General features: G+C 71.8%; 15 protein-coding genes. 11 read left to right on the forward strand and 4 right to left on the reverse strand.

All coding sequences use genetic code 11. The annotated features are described in order from the left end of the window. The first annotated feature begins 137 nt into the window (after window positions 1-137). From ACFWP3_RS11010 to mihF, 4 genes are all read left to right on the forward strand, one after another. The gene (locus tag ACFWP3_RS11010) at window positions 138-1,358 is read left to right on the forward strand and encodes a sensor histidine kinase (RefSeq protein ID WP_384218708.1); all 1,221 of its coding nucleotides are present in this window, start codon (window positions 138-140) and stop codon (window positions 1,356-1,358) included. Then, the gene (locus tag ACFWP3_RS11015) at window positions 1,355-1,990 is read left to right on the forward strand and encodes a response regulator (protein WP_384218710.1); all 636 of its coding nucleotides are present in this window, start codon (window positions 1,355-1,357) and stop codon (window positions 1,988-1,990) included. The genes ACFWP3_RS11010 and ACFWP3_RS11015 overlap by 4 nt, the downstream gene beginning before the upstream one ends. 677 nt (window positions 1,991-2,667) lie before the next feature. Continuing rightward, the gene (locus ACFWP3_RS11020) at window positions 2,668-3,066 is read left to right on the forward strand and encodes a hypothetical protein (protein ID WP_384218713.1); all 399 of its coding nucleotides are present in this window, start codon (window positions 2,668-2,670) and stop codon (window positions 3,064-3,066) included. A gap of 85 nt (window positions 3,067-3,151) precedes the next feature. After that, window positions 3,152-3,466 (forward strand): integration host factor, actinobacterial type, encoded by a 315-nt coding sequence (gene mihF / locus ACFWP3_RS11025; RefSeq protein ID WP_384218715.1) that lies wholly within the window; start codon window positions 3,152-3,154, stop codon window positions 3,464-3,466. Between the two features lie 435 nt (window positions 3,467-3,901). Here mihF and ACFWP3_RS11030 read toward each other — a convergent pair whose 3' ends face one another. The 4 genes from ACFWP3_RS11030 to ACFWP3_RS11045 form a co-directional block, all read right to left on the reverse strand. Beyond that, window positions 3,902-4,825 (reverse strand): carbohydrate-binding protein, encoded by a 924-nt coding sequence (locus ACFWP3_RS11030; RefSeq protein WP_384218717.1) that lies wholly within the window; start codon window positions 4,823-4,825, stop codon window positions 3,902-3,904. A gap of 112 nt (window positions 4,826-4,937) precedes the next feature. Continuing rightward, entirely contained in the window at window positions 4,938-5,891 is a 954-nt protein-coding gene (locus tag ACFWP3_RS11035; protein WP_384218720.1) for an AraC family transcriptional regulator, read from the reverse strand. 171 nt (window positions 5,892-6,062) lie between these two features. Further along, entirely contained in the window at window positions 6,063-7,031 is a 969-nt protein-coding gene (locus tag ACFWP3_RS11040) for an acetylxylan esterase (protein WP_384218722.1), read from the reverse strand. Between the two features lie 174 nt (window positions 7,032-7,205). Next, a complete protein-coding gene (locus tag ACFWP3_RS11045; RefSeq protein ID WP_384218875.1) occupies window positions 7,206-7,940 on the reverse strand; it encodes a FadR/GntR family transcriptional regulator in 735 nt (244 codons plus the stop codon). A 137-nt stretch (window positions 7,941-8,077) separates the two neighbouring features. On the opposite strand from ACFWP3_RS11045, the gene ACFWP3_RS11050 reads away from it, so the two are divergent. From ACFWP3_RS11050 to ACFWP3_RS11080, 7 genes are all read left to right on the forward strand, one after another. Beyond that, entirely contained in the window at window positions 8,078-9,652 is a 1,575-nt protein-coding gene (locus tag ACFWP3_RS11050) for an ABC transporter substrate-binding protein (protein ID WP_384218878.1), read from the forward strand. Window positions 9,653-9,723: 71 nt separating this feature from the next. Beyond that, the gene (locus ACFWP3_RS11055; RefSeq protein WP_384218725.1) at window positions 9,724-10,674 is read left to right on the forward strand and encodes an ABC transporter permease; all 951 of its coding nucleotides are present in this window, start codon (window positions 9,724-9,726) and stop codon (window positions 10,672-10,674) included. 3 nt (window positions 10,675-10,677) lie between these two features. Beyond that, the gene (locus ACFWP3_RS11060; RefSeq protein ID WP_384218727.1) at window positions 10,678-12,645 is read left to right on the forward strand and encodes a dipeptide/oligopeptide/nickel ABC transporter permease/ATP-binding protein; all 1,968 of its coding nucleotides are present in this window, start codon (window positions 10,678-10,680) and stop codon (window positions 12,643-12,645) included. After that, window positions 12,642-13,667 (forward strand): oligopeptide/dipeptide ABC transporter ATP-binding protein, encoded by a 1,026-nt coding sequence (locus ACFWP3_RS11065; protein WP_384218729.1) that lies wholly within the window; start codon window positions 12,642-12,644, stop codon window positions 13,665-13,667. Before ACFWP3_RS11060 ends, ACFWP3_RS11065 begins: the two co-directional genes overlap by 4 nt. Continuing rightward, window positions 13,664-14,593, forward strand: coding sequence for a dihydrodipicolinate synthase family protein (locus tag ACFWP3_RS11070; RefSeq protein WP_384218731.1), 930 nt, complete (start codon window positions 13,664-13,666; stop codon window positions 14,591-14,593). The genes ACFWP3_RS11065 and ACFWP3_RS11070 overlap by 4 nt, the downstream gene beginning before the upstream one ends. Then, entirely contained in the window at window positions 14,590-15,492 is a 903-nt protein-coding gene (locus ACFWP3_RS11075) for an ROK family protein (RefSeq protein ID WP_384218733.1), read from the forward strand. The genes ACFWP3_RS11070 and ACFWP3_RS11075 overlap by 4 nt, the downstream gene beginning before the upstream one ends. Next, complete coding sequence (locus ACFWP3_RS11080) at window positions 15,489-16,202, forward strand: N-acetylmannosamine-6-phosphate 2-epimerase (protein WP_384218736.1); 714 nt, start codon at window positions 15,489-15,491, stop codon at window positions 16,200-16,202. Before ACFWP3_RS11075 ends, ACFWP3_RS11080 begins: the two co-directional genes overlap by 4 nt. The last annotated feature ends 24 nt before the right edge of the window (window positions 16,203-16,226 follow it).

Genomic DNA, 16,226 nt, shown 5'->3' on the forward strand with positions numbered 1-16,226 from the left:
TACGTCTCCACCCTCGCTGCCGGGTCCCTGGTCACACATCTGGCCCAGGACAGCACTTGGCGAATCGAAAGGCGGCACGCCGGTTATAACTTTCGATGGAGGCTTCGCCTCGGTCCTCTCCTTAGCCTGGAGGGACTGTGACCACCACCGCCCCCACCCTGACTCCCACCACCCGCGCCCTGGCCTGGTGCCTGCACCTGCTGGTCGTCGGCCTGCTCGTCCTGGCCGCAGGCCGGGCCGTCGCCGACAGCCGCCCCCACGCCGGGGCGGTCGTCGCCGCCGCAGCAGCGTGCGCGCTGGTGTATGCGGCCGGTCCCGTGCTGCCCCGCGTACGCCGCTCGCAGGCGGCCGCCGCGCTGTGGCTGGCCGCCGTGGGCGCCGCCTGGCTTGTACTGCTGGCCCTGTCGGCCGACGGGGTGTGGGTGGCTTTCCCGATGTACTTCCTCCAGCTCCACCTGCTGACCCGTCGCGCCGGCCTGGCTGCCGTGGTGACCACCGCGGCAGCGGCCATCGCCGGCTTCGCCGCACACCAGGGCTCCTTCAGCGCGGCCATGGCGATCGGGCCGGCCCTGGGCGCCGCCGTCGCGGTCGCCGTGGTGTGGGGGTACCAGGCCCTGTACCGGGAGAGCGAACACCGCAGGCGCCTGATCGAGGCGCTCACCGCCACCCGCGCCGACCTGGCGACCGCCCAGCACGCCGCCGGTGTGCTGGCCGAGCGCGAACGCCTGGCGCGCGAGATCCACGACACCCTCGCCCAGGGTCTGTCCAGCATCCAGCTGCTGCTGCGCGCCGCCGAACGCTCCCTGCCCCACGCCCCGGAGAATGCTGCCCGCTATGTCGTCCAGGCCCGCCAGGCCGCCGTCGACAACCTGGCCGAGGCCCGCCGCTTCGTCGCCGCCCTGACCCCGCCCGCCCTGGAAGGCACCACCCTGGCCGGCGCCCTGGAACGCCTGTGCGCCACCACCAGCACCCGCCATCGGATCACCGCACGCTTCCACCTCACCGGCGACCCCGTACCGCTCCCGACCGCACACGAGGTCGCGCTGCTGCGCATCGCCCAGTCCGCCCTCGCCAACACGCTCCGCCACGCCGAGGCCACCACCGCCGAGGTCACCCTCAGCTACCTCGGGGACAACGTCGCCGTGGACATCGTCGACGACGGACACGGCTTCGACCCCGAGCGCCTGCCCGCCCCCGACCCCGAGGCCGGAGGGTTCGGCCTGGCCGCCATGCACGCTCGCGCCCACGCCCTCGGCGGGACCCTCACCATCGAATCCGCCCCCGGCCACGGCACCGCCCTGGCCGCCCAGCTGCCCCTTGCCCCTGCCCCCACCCCCGACCCCGAGGCCCGCCCGTGACCGCCGCCCCCATCCGCCTGCTCCTGGCCGACGACCACCCCGTCGTACGGGCCGGACTCCGCGCCGTCCTGGAAACCGAAGACGGCATCGCAGTGGTGGCCGAGGCCGCCACCGCCGAGGACGCCGTCGCCCGCGCATCCCAGGGCGACATCGACGTCGTCCTGATGGACCTCCAGTTCGGCAAGGGCATGGGCGGCGCCGAGGCCACCGCCGCCATCACCGCCCGCCCCGGTGCACCCCGCGTGCTGATCGTCACCACCTACGACACCGACGCCGACACCCTGCCCGCCATCGAAGCCGGCGCCACCGGCTACCTCCTCAAGGACGCCCCACCCGAAGACCTGGCGGCTGCCGTACGCACCGCCGCAGCAGGCCGCACCACGCTCGCACCGGCCGTCGCGGACCGGCTGATGAACCGGCTGCGCACGCCCGGCACCGCCCTGACCCGACGCGAGAGCGAAGTCCTCGTCCTGGTCGCCGAGGGCCTGTCCAACCAGGCCATCGGCGCCCGGCTCCACCTGACCGAAGGCACCGTCAAGTCCCACCTGGCGCGCATTTACGCCAAACTCGGCGTCGACTCCCGCACCGCCGCCGTCGCCACCGCCACCCAACTCGGCCTCATCCGGCGCTAGAGAGGCTGGCGGCTGGCCCGTCGCCCCAACGTCACGCCTCGCACAGTTGGCCGTACCCTCACCCGCTGCACGAGCCCTGAGCCCGGTCAAGGGGTTGAGGGGTATCGGTGCCAGAGCGAAGTCCGCCTCGGCCCTGGTGGACGGCGCGTATGTGCCGTACGGGGTTGAAAGGATTCCGCGGCGGGGCTTGCGCCCCGGCCCTCCGCACTCGTTCTAAGGGAGGACGGGCGGGTGCTCGGTGACGGCCAGCGCAGCCACCATGCGATTCAGCTTGCCGCGTGCGCGTGTGGCGTGGGCCCGTGGCACCCGGATTTGGGCGGTGGCCCGGGTGGTGTCCACCGTGTACGACAGCCCCAGCACCGGCATGCTGCTCAGCGTCTGCGTGCGGGCTGTGAGCCCCCTGGAAGGGATCACCCCCAGGTCACCTCGGTGCCGGCACGCTGGCGCTAATAATGAACTGGCGCTGCATGGCCGGAATTTCACACGGCGCCGCCGTTACGGAAAGGGCATCTCACTCCTCGGACAAGCCGTCCGGGCCGCGTCCCGAGCGGACGGCTGGGGACAGAACGGTCCACCCGCCGCCGCAGCCAGGGCGGCCTGCGAGGGCAGACCGGACCTTCAAGCCGACCCGGTGCGTGAACCGCTGCGGCCACACGGCCGCGTGGGATCGTGGGCGGATGCACGACACGACCAGCCCGCTGCCCGGGCATCTGCGACTGATCTGGACCTCTGACGCCGCCGACGACAGCGGACGCCGGCAGATCTTCTCCGACACCATCAGCCACTGCACATGGACCACCCCCGCCACCTGGGGCGCCTCCGGACGCCTCCTCGTACGCAGCCAGCTCGGCCAACAAGCCCACGCCTCAACCCCGCTCGAATCCGGAGTTGTCTCCCGCAACAGCGACGGCAGCGAGACCCTGCGCAGCACCTGCGGCCGAATCCTCCACCTCGACGGCACTGGCGGCGTCATCATCGACACCCCTGACGGCATCCAGGACGCCCCGGTCACCAGCGGCTTCCTCATCCACGACCCCGAGCGCACCGCCGGCCGCCGCACCAGCGCCCCGGCATAGCCGTCGACGGCAAACCTGCTGGGCATCGCCCCCGAGGGCCCGTCATGATGGCAGGAACAACCGTACGACGTAAGGACTGCACCCCATGCCCCTACCTGCTCTGACCCCGGCTCAGAGGGCCGAAGCCCTCCAGAAGGCCGCCACCGTCCGCAAGGAGCGCGGCGAACTAATGGCGGCGCTGAAATCTGGCGACCTGCCGCTCGCCGCTCTACTGGAGCGCGAGGACGCGGTGGTCGGCAAGGTCCGGGTACGCCGCGTCCTCGAGTCCCTACCCGGCATCGGTTCCATTCGCGCCGGTCAACTCCTCGCAGACCTCGGCATCTCCGAGACCCGCCGCATCCAGGGCCTCGGTACCAACCAGCGCAAACGGCTCCTCGCGCTCTTCCCCCGCCAGACCTGACAGCGGGCCGGCTACCGCTGCCGGCCGGCCCGGTACTCCCCCGGGTGCGATGACGTCGCTGTCGATACCCCAGCTCGGGCAGGGCATGACTGCAGTCGACCACGAGGGCACCGAGGTGTGGGCGAGGCGCCGGAATCGGACGGTTTCTGTCCGGCGGCAATGGATCAATGCTTCCGGCCACAGCCTGTGCCCACTCGCGCCACCCCTGCCGCTCCGGCCTTCGCGGCTCATGCCAGCATGGCCCGGCGACCGTTTCGGTGCCCCAGGGGCGGGTTCCCAGGTCCGGGGTCTCCGCATCGGATGACTGCGCCCATCGCGGGCCCGGTCGCTGGTGACCGCTGTGGCTCTGCTCGGCGCCCCCGCCGTCGGCGCGGCGTTCAAGGGAGACGGGGACGCCGGAGCCCGGCCAGGCGGGGAGGCTGCCCGGTCCGGTGGTCAGTCGCGACGCCAGAGGGCAGGGACGTTCGGGGGCTCCCACCCGGCCATGGCCACGTGTGCCTGGAGGCAGACGTAGGCCGTCGGGCCGTAGGTGACGCGGTCACCGGCACGGTACGAGGTTCCCGGGGTCCATGTGCCGCCGGGAGGGGTCGTCGGGTCGGTGGGGGTCGGGGACGGGCCAGGGGTCTGCGGGACGTCGAGTATGAAGTCGAAGGTTGCTTCCCGGGCGTTGCCGACCGGGCGCACCGTCATCAGCAGGCGGGCGTCGAAGATCGAGTCGGTCGCGTTGCGGGGTTCGCCGGGGAAGTACAACTGGGTGGTCAGGACGGGCCGGTTGGGGGCCTGGAGCTTGACGTGCAGGTGCCGGGTACGCCCCGGATAGAGGCCGGGGACGATCGAGCTCAGCCGGAACGCGCCCTGCGCATCGGTGAACTGGTGGCCCCGAAAGGAGTATCCGGCGTTGTCGTAGGCGCCGTTGACGTCGGCCTGCCAGAAGTCGAGGAGGACGCCCGCGAGGGGCAGGCAGGCCTGGCCGAAGACGTACCCGTTGACGGTGAGCCGGGTTCCGGGGGTGGTAGGCGTCACCAGGGAGGTGCGAAGCGGGGAGTTCGGTTTGAAGTACGGGCCCTCCGTCTGGGGGATGGTGGGGTGGTCGCCGTCGTCGCAGGCCGGGGTGAAGGCGACGGGTGTGATCCCGGGTTGCGCCGCACTCCCCTCCCGGGCGACGGCCACGCCCGCCCCGACGAGCAGCGGGCCGGCCGCGGCGGCAGCGGTGGCCCGGAGGAAGCCCTTGCGGCTGAAGCCGGTGGAGGGGGCCTGACCGTCGTGGGCCCCAGGGGCGGCGGATCCGTCGGCGCGGCGACCATCCTGAGGTGGGGTGGATTGGTGGGGGGAGGTACCGCGGTTCTCGGCGGTGGGCACAGCTCGACTCCTTCGGGTCGTGGGGGGGGTGTGACGGGCCGGACCCCCGTACCGCGGTGGGGCGCGGCTCGGGGCGGGGCGCGGACTCCCCCGCGGTCCGGGCCCGTCGCCGTCAACCTACGGCCGTCGGCGCGGCGGCGGCGATGGACGCGATCCGGGGATCGTGGTGCTTTTCTCCTGTCCCGGAGCTTGGCACCGCGACGCGGCAGATCCCGGCCCGGTACTCCCCGGGGGTCAGTCCGGTCTCCCGCCGGAAGAACCGGCTGAAGTACGCGGGGTCCGCGAAGCCCGTGTCCCGGGCGACCTGTCGGACCGTCAGGTCGGTACGGGCGAGCAGCCGTTTGGCCTCCAGGGTCTGCCGGCGCCGGATCAGACGTCCGGGGGGCTGCCCAGTGGCCTCTCTGACGAGGGTGTGCAGATGGCCGTCGGAGACGCCGAGCTCCCTGGCGCAGTCGGCCACGGTGCGCCGGGTGCCGCCCGGGGCTGCGATGAGCCGGGTGAAGGCGGTGGCCGCCAGTGCGGCGGCCCGGCCCGCCGACGCGGGGGCCGGGCCGGGGGCCTGTTCGCAGGCACGCAGGGCCAGGACGATGAGGATGTGCAGGTAGGCATTGAGCACGCCCGCGTACCCCTCGCCGAGGCTGCGGTACTCGCGTTCCATCTCGCCGAGCACGTGGGTGATCCCCTCGTGGCGCGCCTCCAGCCGCAGCCACGGCCGGTCGGCGAGCCGTTCGAGGGCCGCGGCGTCCTCGGGGTGGGTGAGGAGAAAGTCTTCATTGAAGAGGATCACTCTGCCGGTGAGGCCATCGGCGCCCTGCCAGTGATGGACTTGGCCGGGGGTGATCACGCCCAAGTGGGGCGGGTCCAGGGGCCAGTGGCCGAGGTCGAGCACGTGGGTGCCGCGGCCGCCGGTGACGTGGACGATCTCGTAGAAGGCGTGGCGGTGCGGGAAGTCGGCTCTGGCGAGGGGGCCGATGGTGTCGAAGGAGCCGATGGCGAAGGGCAGCAGGTGTGGCAGCGGTACCTCCAGCCGGTGCAGGGGCAGATCGCCCCTCCGCGGGGCGGTCATGGCGTGATCCGTGAGTTGTCCATCGGCCCAGTGTGGAATCTTCCCCGGAATTGGTCCAGACCATCACGATGCCGGTTCGTCCGCCGTCCGGGTCGTCCGGACCTCCGATCTCCGGTGCCGTCCTGCCCGCGCCTCTCGTAGCCACCATCGGAGTGTCCCTGGCCTACGGCATCAGCCGATGCGGTCGCGCACGAAGGCGAGTTGGGCCCGCTCGTGCACACGGCCACCGCCCTCGTGGCCGTTGAAGGCGTACACCTCGACCGACTTTTCGCCGGTGTACCGGTGGTAGGCGGTGAAGCATGTGGAGGGCGGGCAGATGGGATCCATCAGGGCGATCGAGAACAGCGCGGGAGCATCCGCCCTGGCGGCGAAGTGCGCGGCGTCGAAGTAGGACAGCGTGCTGAAGACCTGCTCGGTGCGGTCGCGGTGGAGGGCGAGGTACTGGGCGATCTCGGTGTACGGAGGCTCAGAAGCGATCTCGGCGCCGCGCCGGATGTGACACAGGAACGGCACGTCCGGCATCACTGCGGCCAGACCGGGGACGAGTCCGGCGACGGCGAGGGCCATGCCGCCCCCCTGACTGAAGCCGGTGACGACGATCCGGTCGGGGTCGACCACCGACAGGGCGCGGGCGGCCTCGGTCCAGCGCACCGCGTCGGCGAACAGGCGTCGGTAGTAGTGGTTTTCGGCGCTGTCGACGCCGCGGGTGAGAAAGCCGGGGACCGTGCCGCTCGGGCCGGGTGCCGGATCGGCGGTGTCTCCGGGGGCGGCGGACCAGCCCTGCCCCCGGGTGTCCATGAGGAAGTGGGCGTACCCGGCTGCCGGATACAGCAGGTTCTCGTGCGGCAGGCCGCGGCCGCGGCCGTATCCGAGGAACTCGACGACGCAGCCCAGTGGTCCGGTCGTTCCGGCGGGGACACGCAACCACCCGCGTACGGAGTGGCCGTCGAAGCCGGCGACGGTCACGTCGTAGGTGTCGATCAGCGCGAGGCCGTTGTCGACCAAGCGTAGATCGGGCGCGGGGACGGCGGACTCGGCGTAGGCGAGCGTGCGGGACCAGAAGACGTCGAAGTCGGCTGGAGCCGGCAGTTCGGGCCGGTAGGCCAGGCAGTCGTCGAGAGTCAGGTCGGTCAACGGCACGGACGCCCCCTGAAGACAGCAAAACATGAGAGATCAGATGTCTGATGTCACGAGACTGTAGGGAGCCCGCTGCCGAGCGGTCAAGGGGGGCCGCCAGGGGGTCCGGGAACACACCGGAGTCCGCCCGGGCAGGGCGGGCGGGCTCCGGTGTGCCTGCGCCGAGCCGGCCCCGGGTCAGGACTCCCTGTCGGCAGCCCTGGCCCGAGCGTCGGCGAGCCGCCGCCGCACCGGCGCGTAGTGGTCGGAGACGGCGGCGACGAAGGCAGCCGGATCACCGGCGCGCGCGGCCTCGACGATCCGGCGGTGCACGTCCACCGTCACCCGCTCGTCCTCGATGGTCATGAGGTTCAGGTGCGGCGAGACGATCGCGTAGACGTCCCAGAACGCCACCGTCAGCTGGCTGATCAGCTCGTTGCCGAGCGGCTCCACCAGCAGCGCATGGAAGGCACGGTCCGAGGCCACGAAGCCGTCGCCACCACCCGCTCCCTGCCGCTCCATCTCGGCGACCAGGCCGTCGAGCGTGGCGAGGTGCTGCGGGCTCAACGCGCCGACGATCCGCTCGGCGTTGCCCCGCTCGAACAACTCCCTCACATCGACGAGGTCGGCGTAGACCTTGAAGTCGTCGTCAGGGCTCAGCATGCCGCGAAAGGCCATGGACTCGACGAGCGCGGAAAGGCTCAGCCGACCCACGTACGTTCCGTGACCGTGACGCACCTCGACGATATCGAGGGCGGCCAGGGTCTTCACCGCCTCGCGGACACTGGAACGGCTCGCGCCGAGCGCGATGCACAATTCCGCCTCCGTCGGCAGGGGATCCCCGGGGCGCATGCGGTTGTCGAGCATGTAGCTCTTGATCTCCTCCGCGACCTCTTTGCGAAGCGACGCCCGCCCCCGGCGCGCTTCGGAAATCTCAGGACTCGCCACCTATTGACCCCTCTCCCTCGTCCAGCTAGGTTCACACGCTATCAAGCCGTCGGACATCAGACGTCTGAACTATAGGCTCTCCGAGTGAACGTCGCCCCCAGGAGGAACCCGTGTCGCAGCGGATGCCCGCAGGATTCGACCGTCGCAGTTTCCTGCGTTACACCGGCGCCGTCGGTGCGGCAGCTGCCCTGACCAGTACTCTCGCCGCGTGCGGCGGTCCTTCCTCCACGGGCTCCACCGCCAATTCGGGCACCGAGACGATCGAGGCCGGCATCTCGTACGCGCTCTCCACCGGGTTCGACCCCATGACCGCGTCCGGCGCCACCCCTGTCGCCGCGAACATGCACGTCTTCGAGGGCCTCGCCGACCTCGACCCGGCCACCCTTCTCGCCCGCCCCACGCTGGCCACCGCCCTGCCGGCCAAGGTCGACGCCACCACCTACCGGGCGACCCTGCGCGCCGGAGCCACCTTCCACGACGGGTCGCCGGTCACCACCGAGGACGTGGTCTTCAGCTTCGAGCGCATCCTCGACCCGAAGAGCGCCTCGCTGATGGCGCAGTTCCTGCCGTTCCTCGACAACGTGAAGGCCGTCGACGCCTCGACGGTCGAGTTCAAGCTCAAGTATCCCTTCGAGCTGTTCCCCTCCCGGGTGACGGTCGCCAAGATCGTCCCCAAGAAGCTGGTGCAGGCCGACCCCAAGGGGTTCGACGCCAAGCCGGTGGGCTCGGGCCCGTACCGCCTGGTCTCCGCGACCAAGGAAGACAAGATCGTCTTCGAGGCGTACGAGAAGTACAACGGCCGCTTCAAGGCCAAGGCCAAGAGCATGACCTGGCGGCTCATCTCGGACCCGGCCGCCCGCGTCAGCGCCATGGAGTCCGGTCGGGTCCAGGCCATCGAGGACGTCCCCTACATCGACGCCAAGCGGTTGTCCGCCAAGGCGAAGGTCGAGTCGGTGCAGTCTTTCGGTCAGCTGTTCCTCATGTTCAACTGCGCCCAGAAGCCCTTCGACGACAAGCGCGTCCGCCAGGCGCTGCACTATGCCCTGGACGTCGAGAAGATCATCGCCACCGCCATGGTCGGCAACGGCAGCGCGGCGCAGGGATATCTGCAGCAGACCCACCCGGACTTCCACAAGGCCGCCACCGTCTACACCTACGACCAGGCCAAGGCGAAGCAGCTGCTCGCCGAGGCGGGGGCGACCGGTCTGTCGATCGAACTGCTCACCACCGACACCGGCTGGGTCAAGGACATCGCCCCGCTGATCAAGGAGAGCCTCGACGCCGTCGGCGTGAGCACCACTCTCAACATCGGCCAGTCGAGCGCCCAGTACGCCAAGGTCGACAAGGGACAGTTCCAGGTCCTCGTTGCCCCGGGCGACCCGTCCGTCTTCGGCAACGACGTCGACCTGCTGCTGCGCTGGTTCTACGAGGGAACCTGGCCGACCAAGCGGTACCGCTGGAACGACAGCGCCCCGGACAAGCAGGTCCGCGCGCTCCTCGACCAGGCCGCCCGCAGCGCGGATGCCGCCGAACGCAAGCAGCTGTGGGGACAGATCACCGACATCGTCGCCGACGAGGCGCCGATCTACCCGATCCTGCACCGCAAGCTGCCGACCGCCTGGACCGACAAGGCGCTGCCGGGCTTCCAGCCGCTGCCCACCACCGGCGTGTCGTTCCTCAACGTCGGCCGCGCCTGACCGGATCCGGGCCGGCTCATCCCGGCCCCCGGGCCGGCCCGGATCCCCCTCCAACCGCTAGGAACCGAAAGATGGTTGTCTTCCTCCGGCTCGCATTGCGCCGCATCGCAATCATGCCGGTGATGATCCTCGGCATCACCCTGCTGGTCTTCGTCGTGCTCCAGTTCTCCCCCGCCGACCCCGCGTTCAACGCGCTCGGCGACGGTGCCACCCCCGAGGCCAGGGCCGCGTTCGCCGAGGAGCACGGGCTCAACGACCCGCTGCCCCTGCGATACGTGGGCTTCCTCGGCCAGCTTCTGCACGGCGACCTCGGCGTCACCATGCCGCCCGGTCAGCCCGTAGCCGACCGGATCGCGATCGCGCTGCCCGTCACCATGCAGCTGACCGCGCTGGGTCTGGTCCTCGCAGTCGTTCTCGCCGTAGCCCTGGGCGTGACCGGCGCCGTCCAGCGCGACCGCTGGCCCGACCAGCTCACCCGCGTCCTGTCGATGGCCGGCATCGCGATCCCCTCCTTCTGGCTCGGCGTCGTACTCATCCAGCAGTTCGCCCTCAACACCCCCGTCTTCCCGACCGGCGGCTACGTCAACCCGGCCGAATCCTTCCCCGGGTGGCTGCAGGCCATGGCCCTGCCCGCGATCTCCCTGGCCGTCCCCGTCGCCGCCTCCCTCGCCCGCCTCATCCGCACCTCGATGGTCAGCGAGCTCGACCGCGACTACGTCCGCACCGCGACCGGCAACGGGCTGCCCCGGCCACTGGTCATCCGCGGCGTCCTGCGCAACGCCCTGGTCACCCCGCTGACCGTGCTCGGCATCAAGATCGGCTACCTGCTAAGCGGCGCCGTCGTCATCGAGACGATCTTCGACCTGCCCGGCATGGGCAAACTGATCCTCGAAGGAGTCACCGGCGGCGACACCGCCCTCGTCCAAGGCACCGTGCTCACCATCGCCCTCGCGTTCCTGGTCGTCAACGTCGTCGTCGACCTCCTGTACCTGCTGGTCAACCCCCGTATCAGGACGGTGTGACGCATGTTCACCGGTCGCCTCGCCAAGAGGCTCTCCCGTCCCGGCATCCGATTCCGCTCGCTGCCGGTCACCTCTCGCATCGCCGTCTGCATCCTGCTGCTCGTCACCGCGGCCGCCGTCCTCGCGCCGCTGTTCGCCTCCGACCCGCTCGCCACCGGCACCCCGGTGCAAGCACCCGGCGCCGAGTACTGGTTCGGCACCGACCGCGTCGGCCGCGACATCTTCTCCCGGGTCGTGTACGGCGCCCGCTACTCGCTGCTGATCGGCCTCGGCGCCACCGCTCTCGCGGTCGTCGGCGGCGCGTTCCTCGGCGCGCTGGCGGCCACCTCGCGCAAGCTCGGCGACGAGTCGGTCATGCGCACCCTCGACGTCGTCATGTCTTTCCCGCCGATCGCGCTGGCCGCCGTCCTGGTGGCCGTCTTCGGGCCCAGCGTCCCCGTGATCGTCGGCAGCATCGCCTTCGTGTACGTGCCGTCCCTGGCCCGGGTCGTCCGCGCCAACGTCCTCGCACAGTACGGCGAGGACTACGTGGCGGCCGAGAAGGTGATCGGTGCCCGGCGCGGCCACATCGTGCTCAGGCACGTCGCGGTCAACTGCGCCGCGCCCGTCATGGTCTTCGCGACCGTCCTGGTCGCCGAGGCGATCATCTTCGAGGCGAGCCTGTCCTTCATCGGCGCCGGCGTACAGGACCCGAACCCCAGCTGGGGCAACGTCCTGTCGTACGGGCGGCAGATCCTGCTGTCCGGCGGCTGGTGGGCCACCTTCTTCCCCGGCCTGGTCCTGCTGATCACCGTTCTGGCGCTCAACATCCTCTCCGAGGGGCTCACCGACGCCTCGGCCGCCCCGAAGACGGCCCGCAGGCCGGACGAAGACACCGGGCGCGAGAGCGTCCGTCCGGCGCCGGAGCCCCGGTCGCGCGAGGAGGTCGACGCGGCGCTCGCCCGCCTCGCCGAGGTCGTCCGCGCCACTGCGCCGGCCGCCCGGCCCGTGCCGGACGACGCCGCCGAACTGCTCGTCGTCAAGGACCTCGCCATTCGTTTCCCCGACCGGTACGACGAAGTGAACGTCGTCGACGGCATCTCCTTCACCGTCCGCGAGGGCGAGACCCTCGGGCTCGTAGGCGAGTCCGGCTGCGGCAAGTCGATCACGAGCCTCGCCGTCATGGGACTGCTCGCCCGCAACGCCGAGGTCTCCGGCAGCATCGAGTACCGCGGCCGCGACCTGCTGACGATGGACCGCAAGGAACGCCAGGCGCTCGCCGGCCCCGAGATCGCGATGGTCTACCAGGACGCCATGTCGTCCCTCAATCCGTCGGTCCTGGTCGGCCGGCAACTGCGCCAGCTCACCTCGCGCGGCGGCACGAGGACCCCGTCCGCACTCCTCGACCTGGTCGGCCTCGACCCGAAGCGCACCCTGCGCAGCTACCCGCACGAGCTGTCCGGCGGGCAGCGCCAGCGTGTCCTCATCGCCATGGCACTCTCCCGCAGCCCCCGGCTGCTGATCGCCGACGAGCCGACGACGGCCCTGGACGTCACCGTCCAGGCCCAGGTGGTGGAACTCCTCGTCCGGCTGCGCGACGAGCTCGGCTTCGCGATGGTCCTCGTCTCGCACGACCTCGCGCTCGTCGGCGACCTCGCCCACCGGGTCGCGGTCATGTACGCCGGCCAGCTCGCCGAGGTCGGCGACACCCGGTCCGTGCTGCTCGCCCCGTCGCACCACTACAGCCGCGGCCTGCTCGGATCGGTCGTCTCCCTGGAGGCCGGCGCGCAGCGGCTGCACCAGATCCACGGCGTGGTCCCTGCTCCGAAGCAGTTCGGGGCGGGCTGCCGGTTCGCGTCGCGCTGCGAGGCGGCCACGGAGCTCTGCCGCACGACGCCTCCACAGCTGACCGCGCTCGGCGGCCGTACCCACGGATTCTCCTGCCACCACCCGGCGGCGGCCGTCCAGCAGCAGAAGGAGGCGGTCCGATGATCCGCCTGGAGAACATCCACGTCCGGCACAAGGCGCGCGGCGGCGGAGTGTTCCGCCACGACTCGGTCCATGCCCTGACCGACGCCTCGCTGGAAGTCGCCAAGGGCGAGATCCTCGGCCTCGTCGGCGAGTCCGGCTGCGGCAAGTCCACGCTCGCCCGCGTCCTGACCGGTCTCCAGAAGCCCACCGAGGGCACGGTGCACTTCCGCGGCGAGGACCTGTGGCGGATACCCGCCGCCCGCCGCCGCACGGAGTTCGGTTCCTCGGTCGGCGTGGTCTTCCAGGACGCCTCGAGCGCGCTCAACCCCCGCATGTCCGTCGGCCGGATCCTGCGCGACCCGCTCGACGTCCACCGGCGCGGCACCGAGCGGGAGCGCGAGGAACGCGTCGAGGAACTCCTCGACCTCGTGGGCCTGCCCGGGCACACCCTGCGGGCCCTGCCCGGCCAGCTGTCCGGCGGCCAGCGCCAGCGCGTCGCGATCGCACGGGCGCTCGCCCTGGAGCCCGACATCATCGTGGCCGACGAGCCGACCTCCGCACTGGACGTCTCCGTGCGGGCCCAGGTCCTCAACCTGCTCGTCGACCTGCGCGCCCGGCTCGGCCTCGGCATGGTGTTCATCTCCCACGACATCCAGACCGTGCGCCACCTCTCCGACCGCCTCGCCGTCCTCTACCTCGGGCGGATCGTCGAGGAGGGCCCGGCCCGCGCGGTGTCGGCCTCCCCGACCCACCCGTACACCGAGGCCCTGTTCTCCGCGACCCCGAGCCTGCTGGAGCACACCGAGCGGATCATCCTGACCGGCCCGGTTCCCTCCGCCGTCAACCCGCCCAGCGGCTGCCCCTTCCGCACCCGCTGCTGGAAGGCCGACGACGCCTGCGCCACCGCCTTCCCGGCCGCCGACGGCACCGCGGACGGGCACCGCTGGCACTGCGTCCACCCGCTCAAGGACGACGCCCCCGCTTCCCCTTCCTCTCGTTCCTCCCGTTCCACCCCCATACACATCTCCAGGAGCACGTCGTGAACGCCCGTACCCCCCGCTTCACCGGAGTCATTCCGCCGGTGGTCACCCCGCTGACCGCCGACGGCGAGATCGACACCGCATCGCTGGAGCGGCTTGTCGGCTTCCTCCTCGAAGGCGGGGTGACCGGCCTCTTCGCCCTCGGCAGTTCCGGCGAGACCGCGTACCTGACCGACCGCCAGAAGGACGTCGTCGTCGACACGATCGTCGGCGCGACCGCCGGACAGGTTCCCGTCGTCGTCGGCACGATCGAGCAGACCACCAACCGCGCGATCGAGCGGGCCGCAGCCGCCCGCAGGAGCGGCGCGGACGCCGTCGTCGCCACCGCCCCCTTCTACACCCGCACCCATGAGACCGAGATCGACCGGCACTTCCGGCTCCTCGCCGATGCCGTGGAACTGCCGCTCCTCGCCTACGACGTGCCGGTGTGCGTCCACAGCAAGCTCTCGACCGACCTGGTGCTGCGGCTCGCCGCCGACGGGGTCCTGGCCGGCATCAAGGACTCCAGCGGCGACGACGTCGGCCTGCGCTACCTCTGCCTCGCAGCCCAGGAGCTGTCGGACTTCTCCGTCCTCACCGGCCACGAGGTCGTCGTCGACGCCATGCTGCTCGGCGGCGCCGACGGCGCCGTGCCCGGCCTGGGCAACGTCGACCCGCACGGCTACACGCGTCTGGACCGGCTCGCCGCCGCCGGCGACTGGACGGCGGCCAAGGCCGAACAGGACCGCATCGCACGGCTCTTCGAGATCGTGACCGTCGCCGCACCGGGCACCGCCTCCGCGACGGCGGGCGGTCTCGGCGCGTTCAAGACCGCCCTGAAGGTCCGCGGGATCATCGACACCAACGTCGTCAGCCCGCCGATGCGCCCGCTCGACGAGGTCGAGACCGCGCGCATCGCGGAGATCCTGGAGCGGGCAGGCCTGCGATGAGCCTGGTCGCCGGAATCGACATCGGCGGTACGAAGACCGCCACCGGTCTCGTCGACTCCAACGGCACCCTGCTACGACGCCGCACGCTGCCGACCCCGGCCGCGGACGGTCCGAAGGCCGTGGTCGCCGCCGCCGTGCGGGCCGTACGGGAGCTCGGCGGGCCGGTCGCGGCGGTCGGTGTCGGCAGCGCCGGCGTCGTCGACCCGGCGTCCGGCCGCATCGTCTCGGCCACCGACGCCCTGCCCGGCTGGGCCGGGACCGAACTGCGCCGAGACCTGGAGCAAGCGCTCGGCGTCCCCGTTTCGGTCGACAACGACGTCCACGCACACGCCCTGGGCGAGGCGTGGCTCGGTGCCGCCGCAGGCCGCCGGCACGTCCTGCTGGTCGCGGTCGGCACCGGCATCGGCGGCTCGCTCCTGATCGACGGCCGGGTGCACCATGGCGCCCGGTACGTGGCCGGGCACGCGGGCCACGTACCGGTGCCGTCGGCCGCCGGTATCCCCTGCACCTGCGGCGCGACCGGGCACGCGGAGGCGGTCGGCAGCGGTCCCGCACTGCTGGCGGCGTACACGAAGTCCGCGTCGGAACCCGTCTCCTCACTGGCCGAGGTCGCGGCCCGGGCCGCCGGAGGCGAGGACGCGGCCCGCCGGGTTCTCGCGCGGGGCGCGGGGGCGCTCGGCGAGGCGCTGGGCGGGATCGTCAACATGACCGATCCGGAACTCGTCCTCGTCGGCGGTGGCGTCAGCAATTGCGGCCCGGAGTGGTGGGAGCCGTTGCAGGAGGCCTTCGCGGCCGAGCTCCTGCCCCCGCTGAAGGGCGTGGAGTTGCGGCCGGGCTCGCTCGGCGGCGACGCCGCCGTCCTCGGCGCCGCCCGACTCGCCCTGGAGGCCCTGCGATGAGCGACCGTACCGACCGTACCTACCAGGGCGCGGTGCTCGACCGCCTGCGCGGCGCGCTGATCGTGTCCTGCCAGGCGTACCCGGGCGAGCCGATGCGCGACCCGGACACGATGCGCCGGGTGGCCATGGCCGCCCGCGACGGCGGTGCGGTCGGTATCCGCGCGCAGGGCGAGGACGACATCCGGGCCATCCGCGGCGCCCTCGACCTGCCGCTGATCGGGCTGTGGAAGGACGGGACGGAGGGTGTCTACATCACCCCGACGGCCCGTCACGCACTCGCCGTCCTGGAAGCCGGGGCGGACATCGTGGCCCTCGACGCCACGGACCGTCCCCGCCCGGACCGCCGGCCCCTGGCCGCGTCGATCGACGCGGTGCGGGCGGCGGGAGGCCTGGTGATGGCCGACGTGTCCACGTACGAGGAGGGGGTGCGCGCCGCCGGTCTCGGCGCCGACCTGGTGGGCACCACGCTGTCGGGATACACCCCCGCCACATACGACCGCAAAGCGGCCGGGCCGGACCTCGAACTGGTCGAGCGGCTCGCCGGCGCACTGGACGTACCGGTGGTCGCCGAGGGCCGGATCCACTCCCCCACACAGGCCGCCCTCGCCCTGGAACACGGGGCATACGCGGTGGTCGTCGGAACCGCGATCACCCACCCCACCACCCTGACCCGGTGGTTCGCGGACGCGGTGGAGGGCCGCCGGTTCTGAACCCTTCGCAGACACCGCGGGTCC

It is taken from the genome of Streptomyces sp. NPDC058525 (assembly GCF_042719495.1).
Classification (GTDB): domain Bacteria; phylum Actinomycetota; class Actinomycetes; order Streptomycetales; family Streptomycetaceae; genus Streptomyces.

Bases quoted from the DNA above. Each gene is read 5' to 3' on its own strand.
- ACFWP3_RS11080 (WP_384218736.1), top strand. From the start codon at position 15,489: ATGAGCGACCGTACCGACCGTACCTACCAGGGCGCGGTGCTCGACCGC.
- ACFWP3_RS11020 (WP_384218713.1), top strand. From the start codon at position 2,668: ATGCACGACACGACCAGCCCGCTGCCCGGGCATCTGCGACTGATCTGG.
- ACFWP3_RS11035 (WP_384218720.1), bottom strand. From the start codon at position 5,891: ATGACCGCCCCGCGGAGGGGCGATCTGCCCCTGCACCGGCTGGAGGTA.
- ACFWP3_RS11075 (WP_384218733.1), top strand. From the start codon at position 14,590: ATGAGCCTGGTCGCCGGAATCGACATCGGCGGTACGAAGACCGCCACC.
- ACFWP3_RS11065 (WP_384218729.1), top strand. From the start codon at position 12,642: ATGATCCGCCTGGAGAACATCCACGTCCGGCACAAGGCGCGCGGCGGC.
- ACFWP3_RS11060 (WP_384218727.1), top strand. From the start codon at position 10,678: ATGTTCACCGGTCGCCTCGCCAAGAGGCTCTCCCGTCCCGGCATCCGA.
- mihF (WP_384218715.1), top strand. From the start codon at position 3,152: ATGCCCCTACCTGCTCTGACCCCGGCTCAGAGGGCCGAAGCCCTCCAG.
- ACFWP3_RS11050 (WP_384218878.1), top strand. From the start codon at position 8,078: ATGCCCGCAGGATTCGACCGTCGCAGTTTCCTGCGTTACACCGGCGCC.
- ACFWP3_RS11055 (WP_384218725.1), top strand. From the start codon at position 9,724: ATGGTTGTCTTCCTCCGGCTCGCATTGCGCCGCATCGCAATCATGCCG.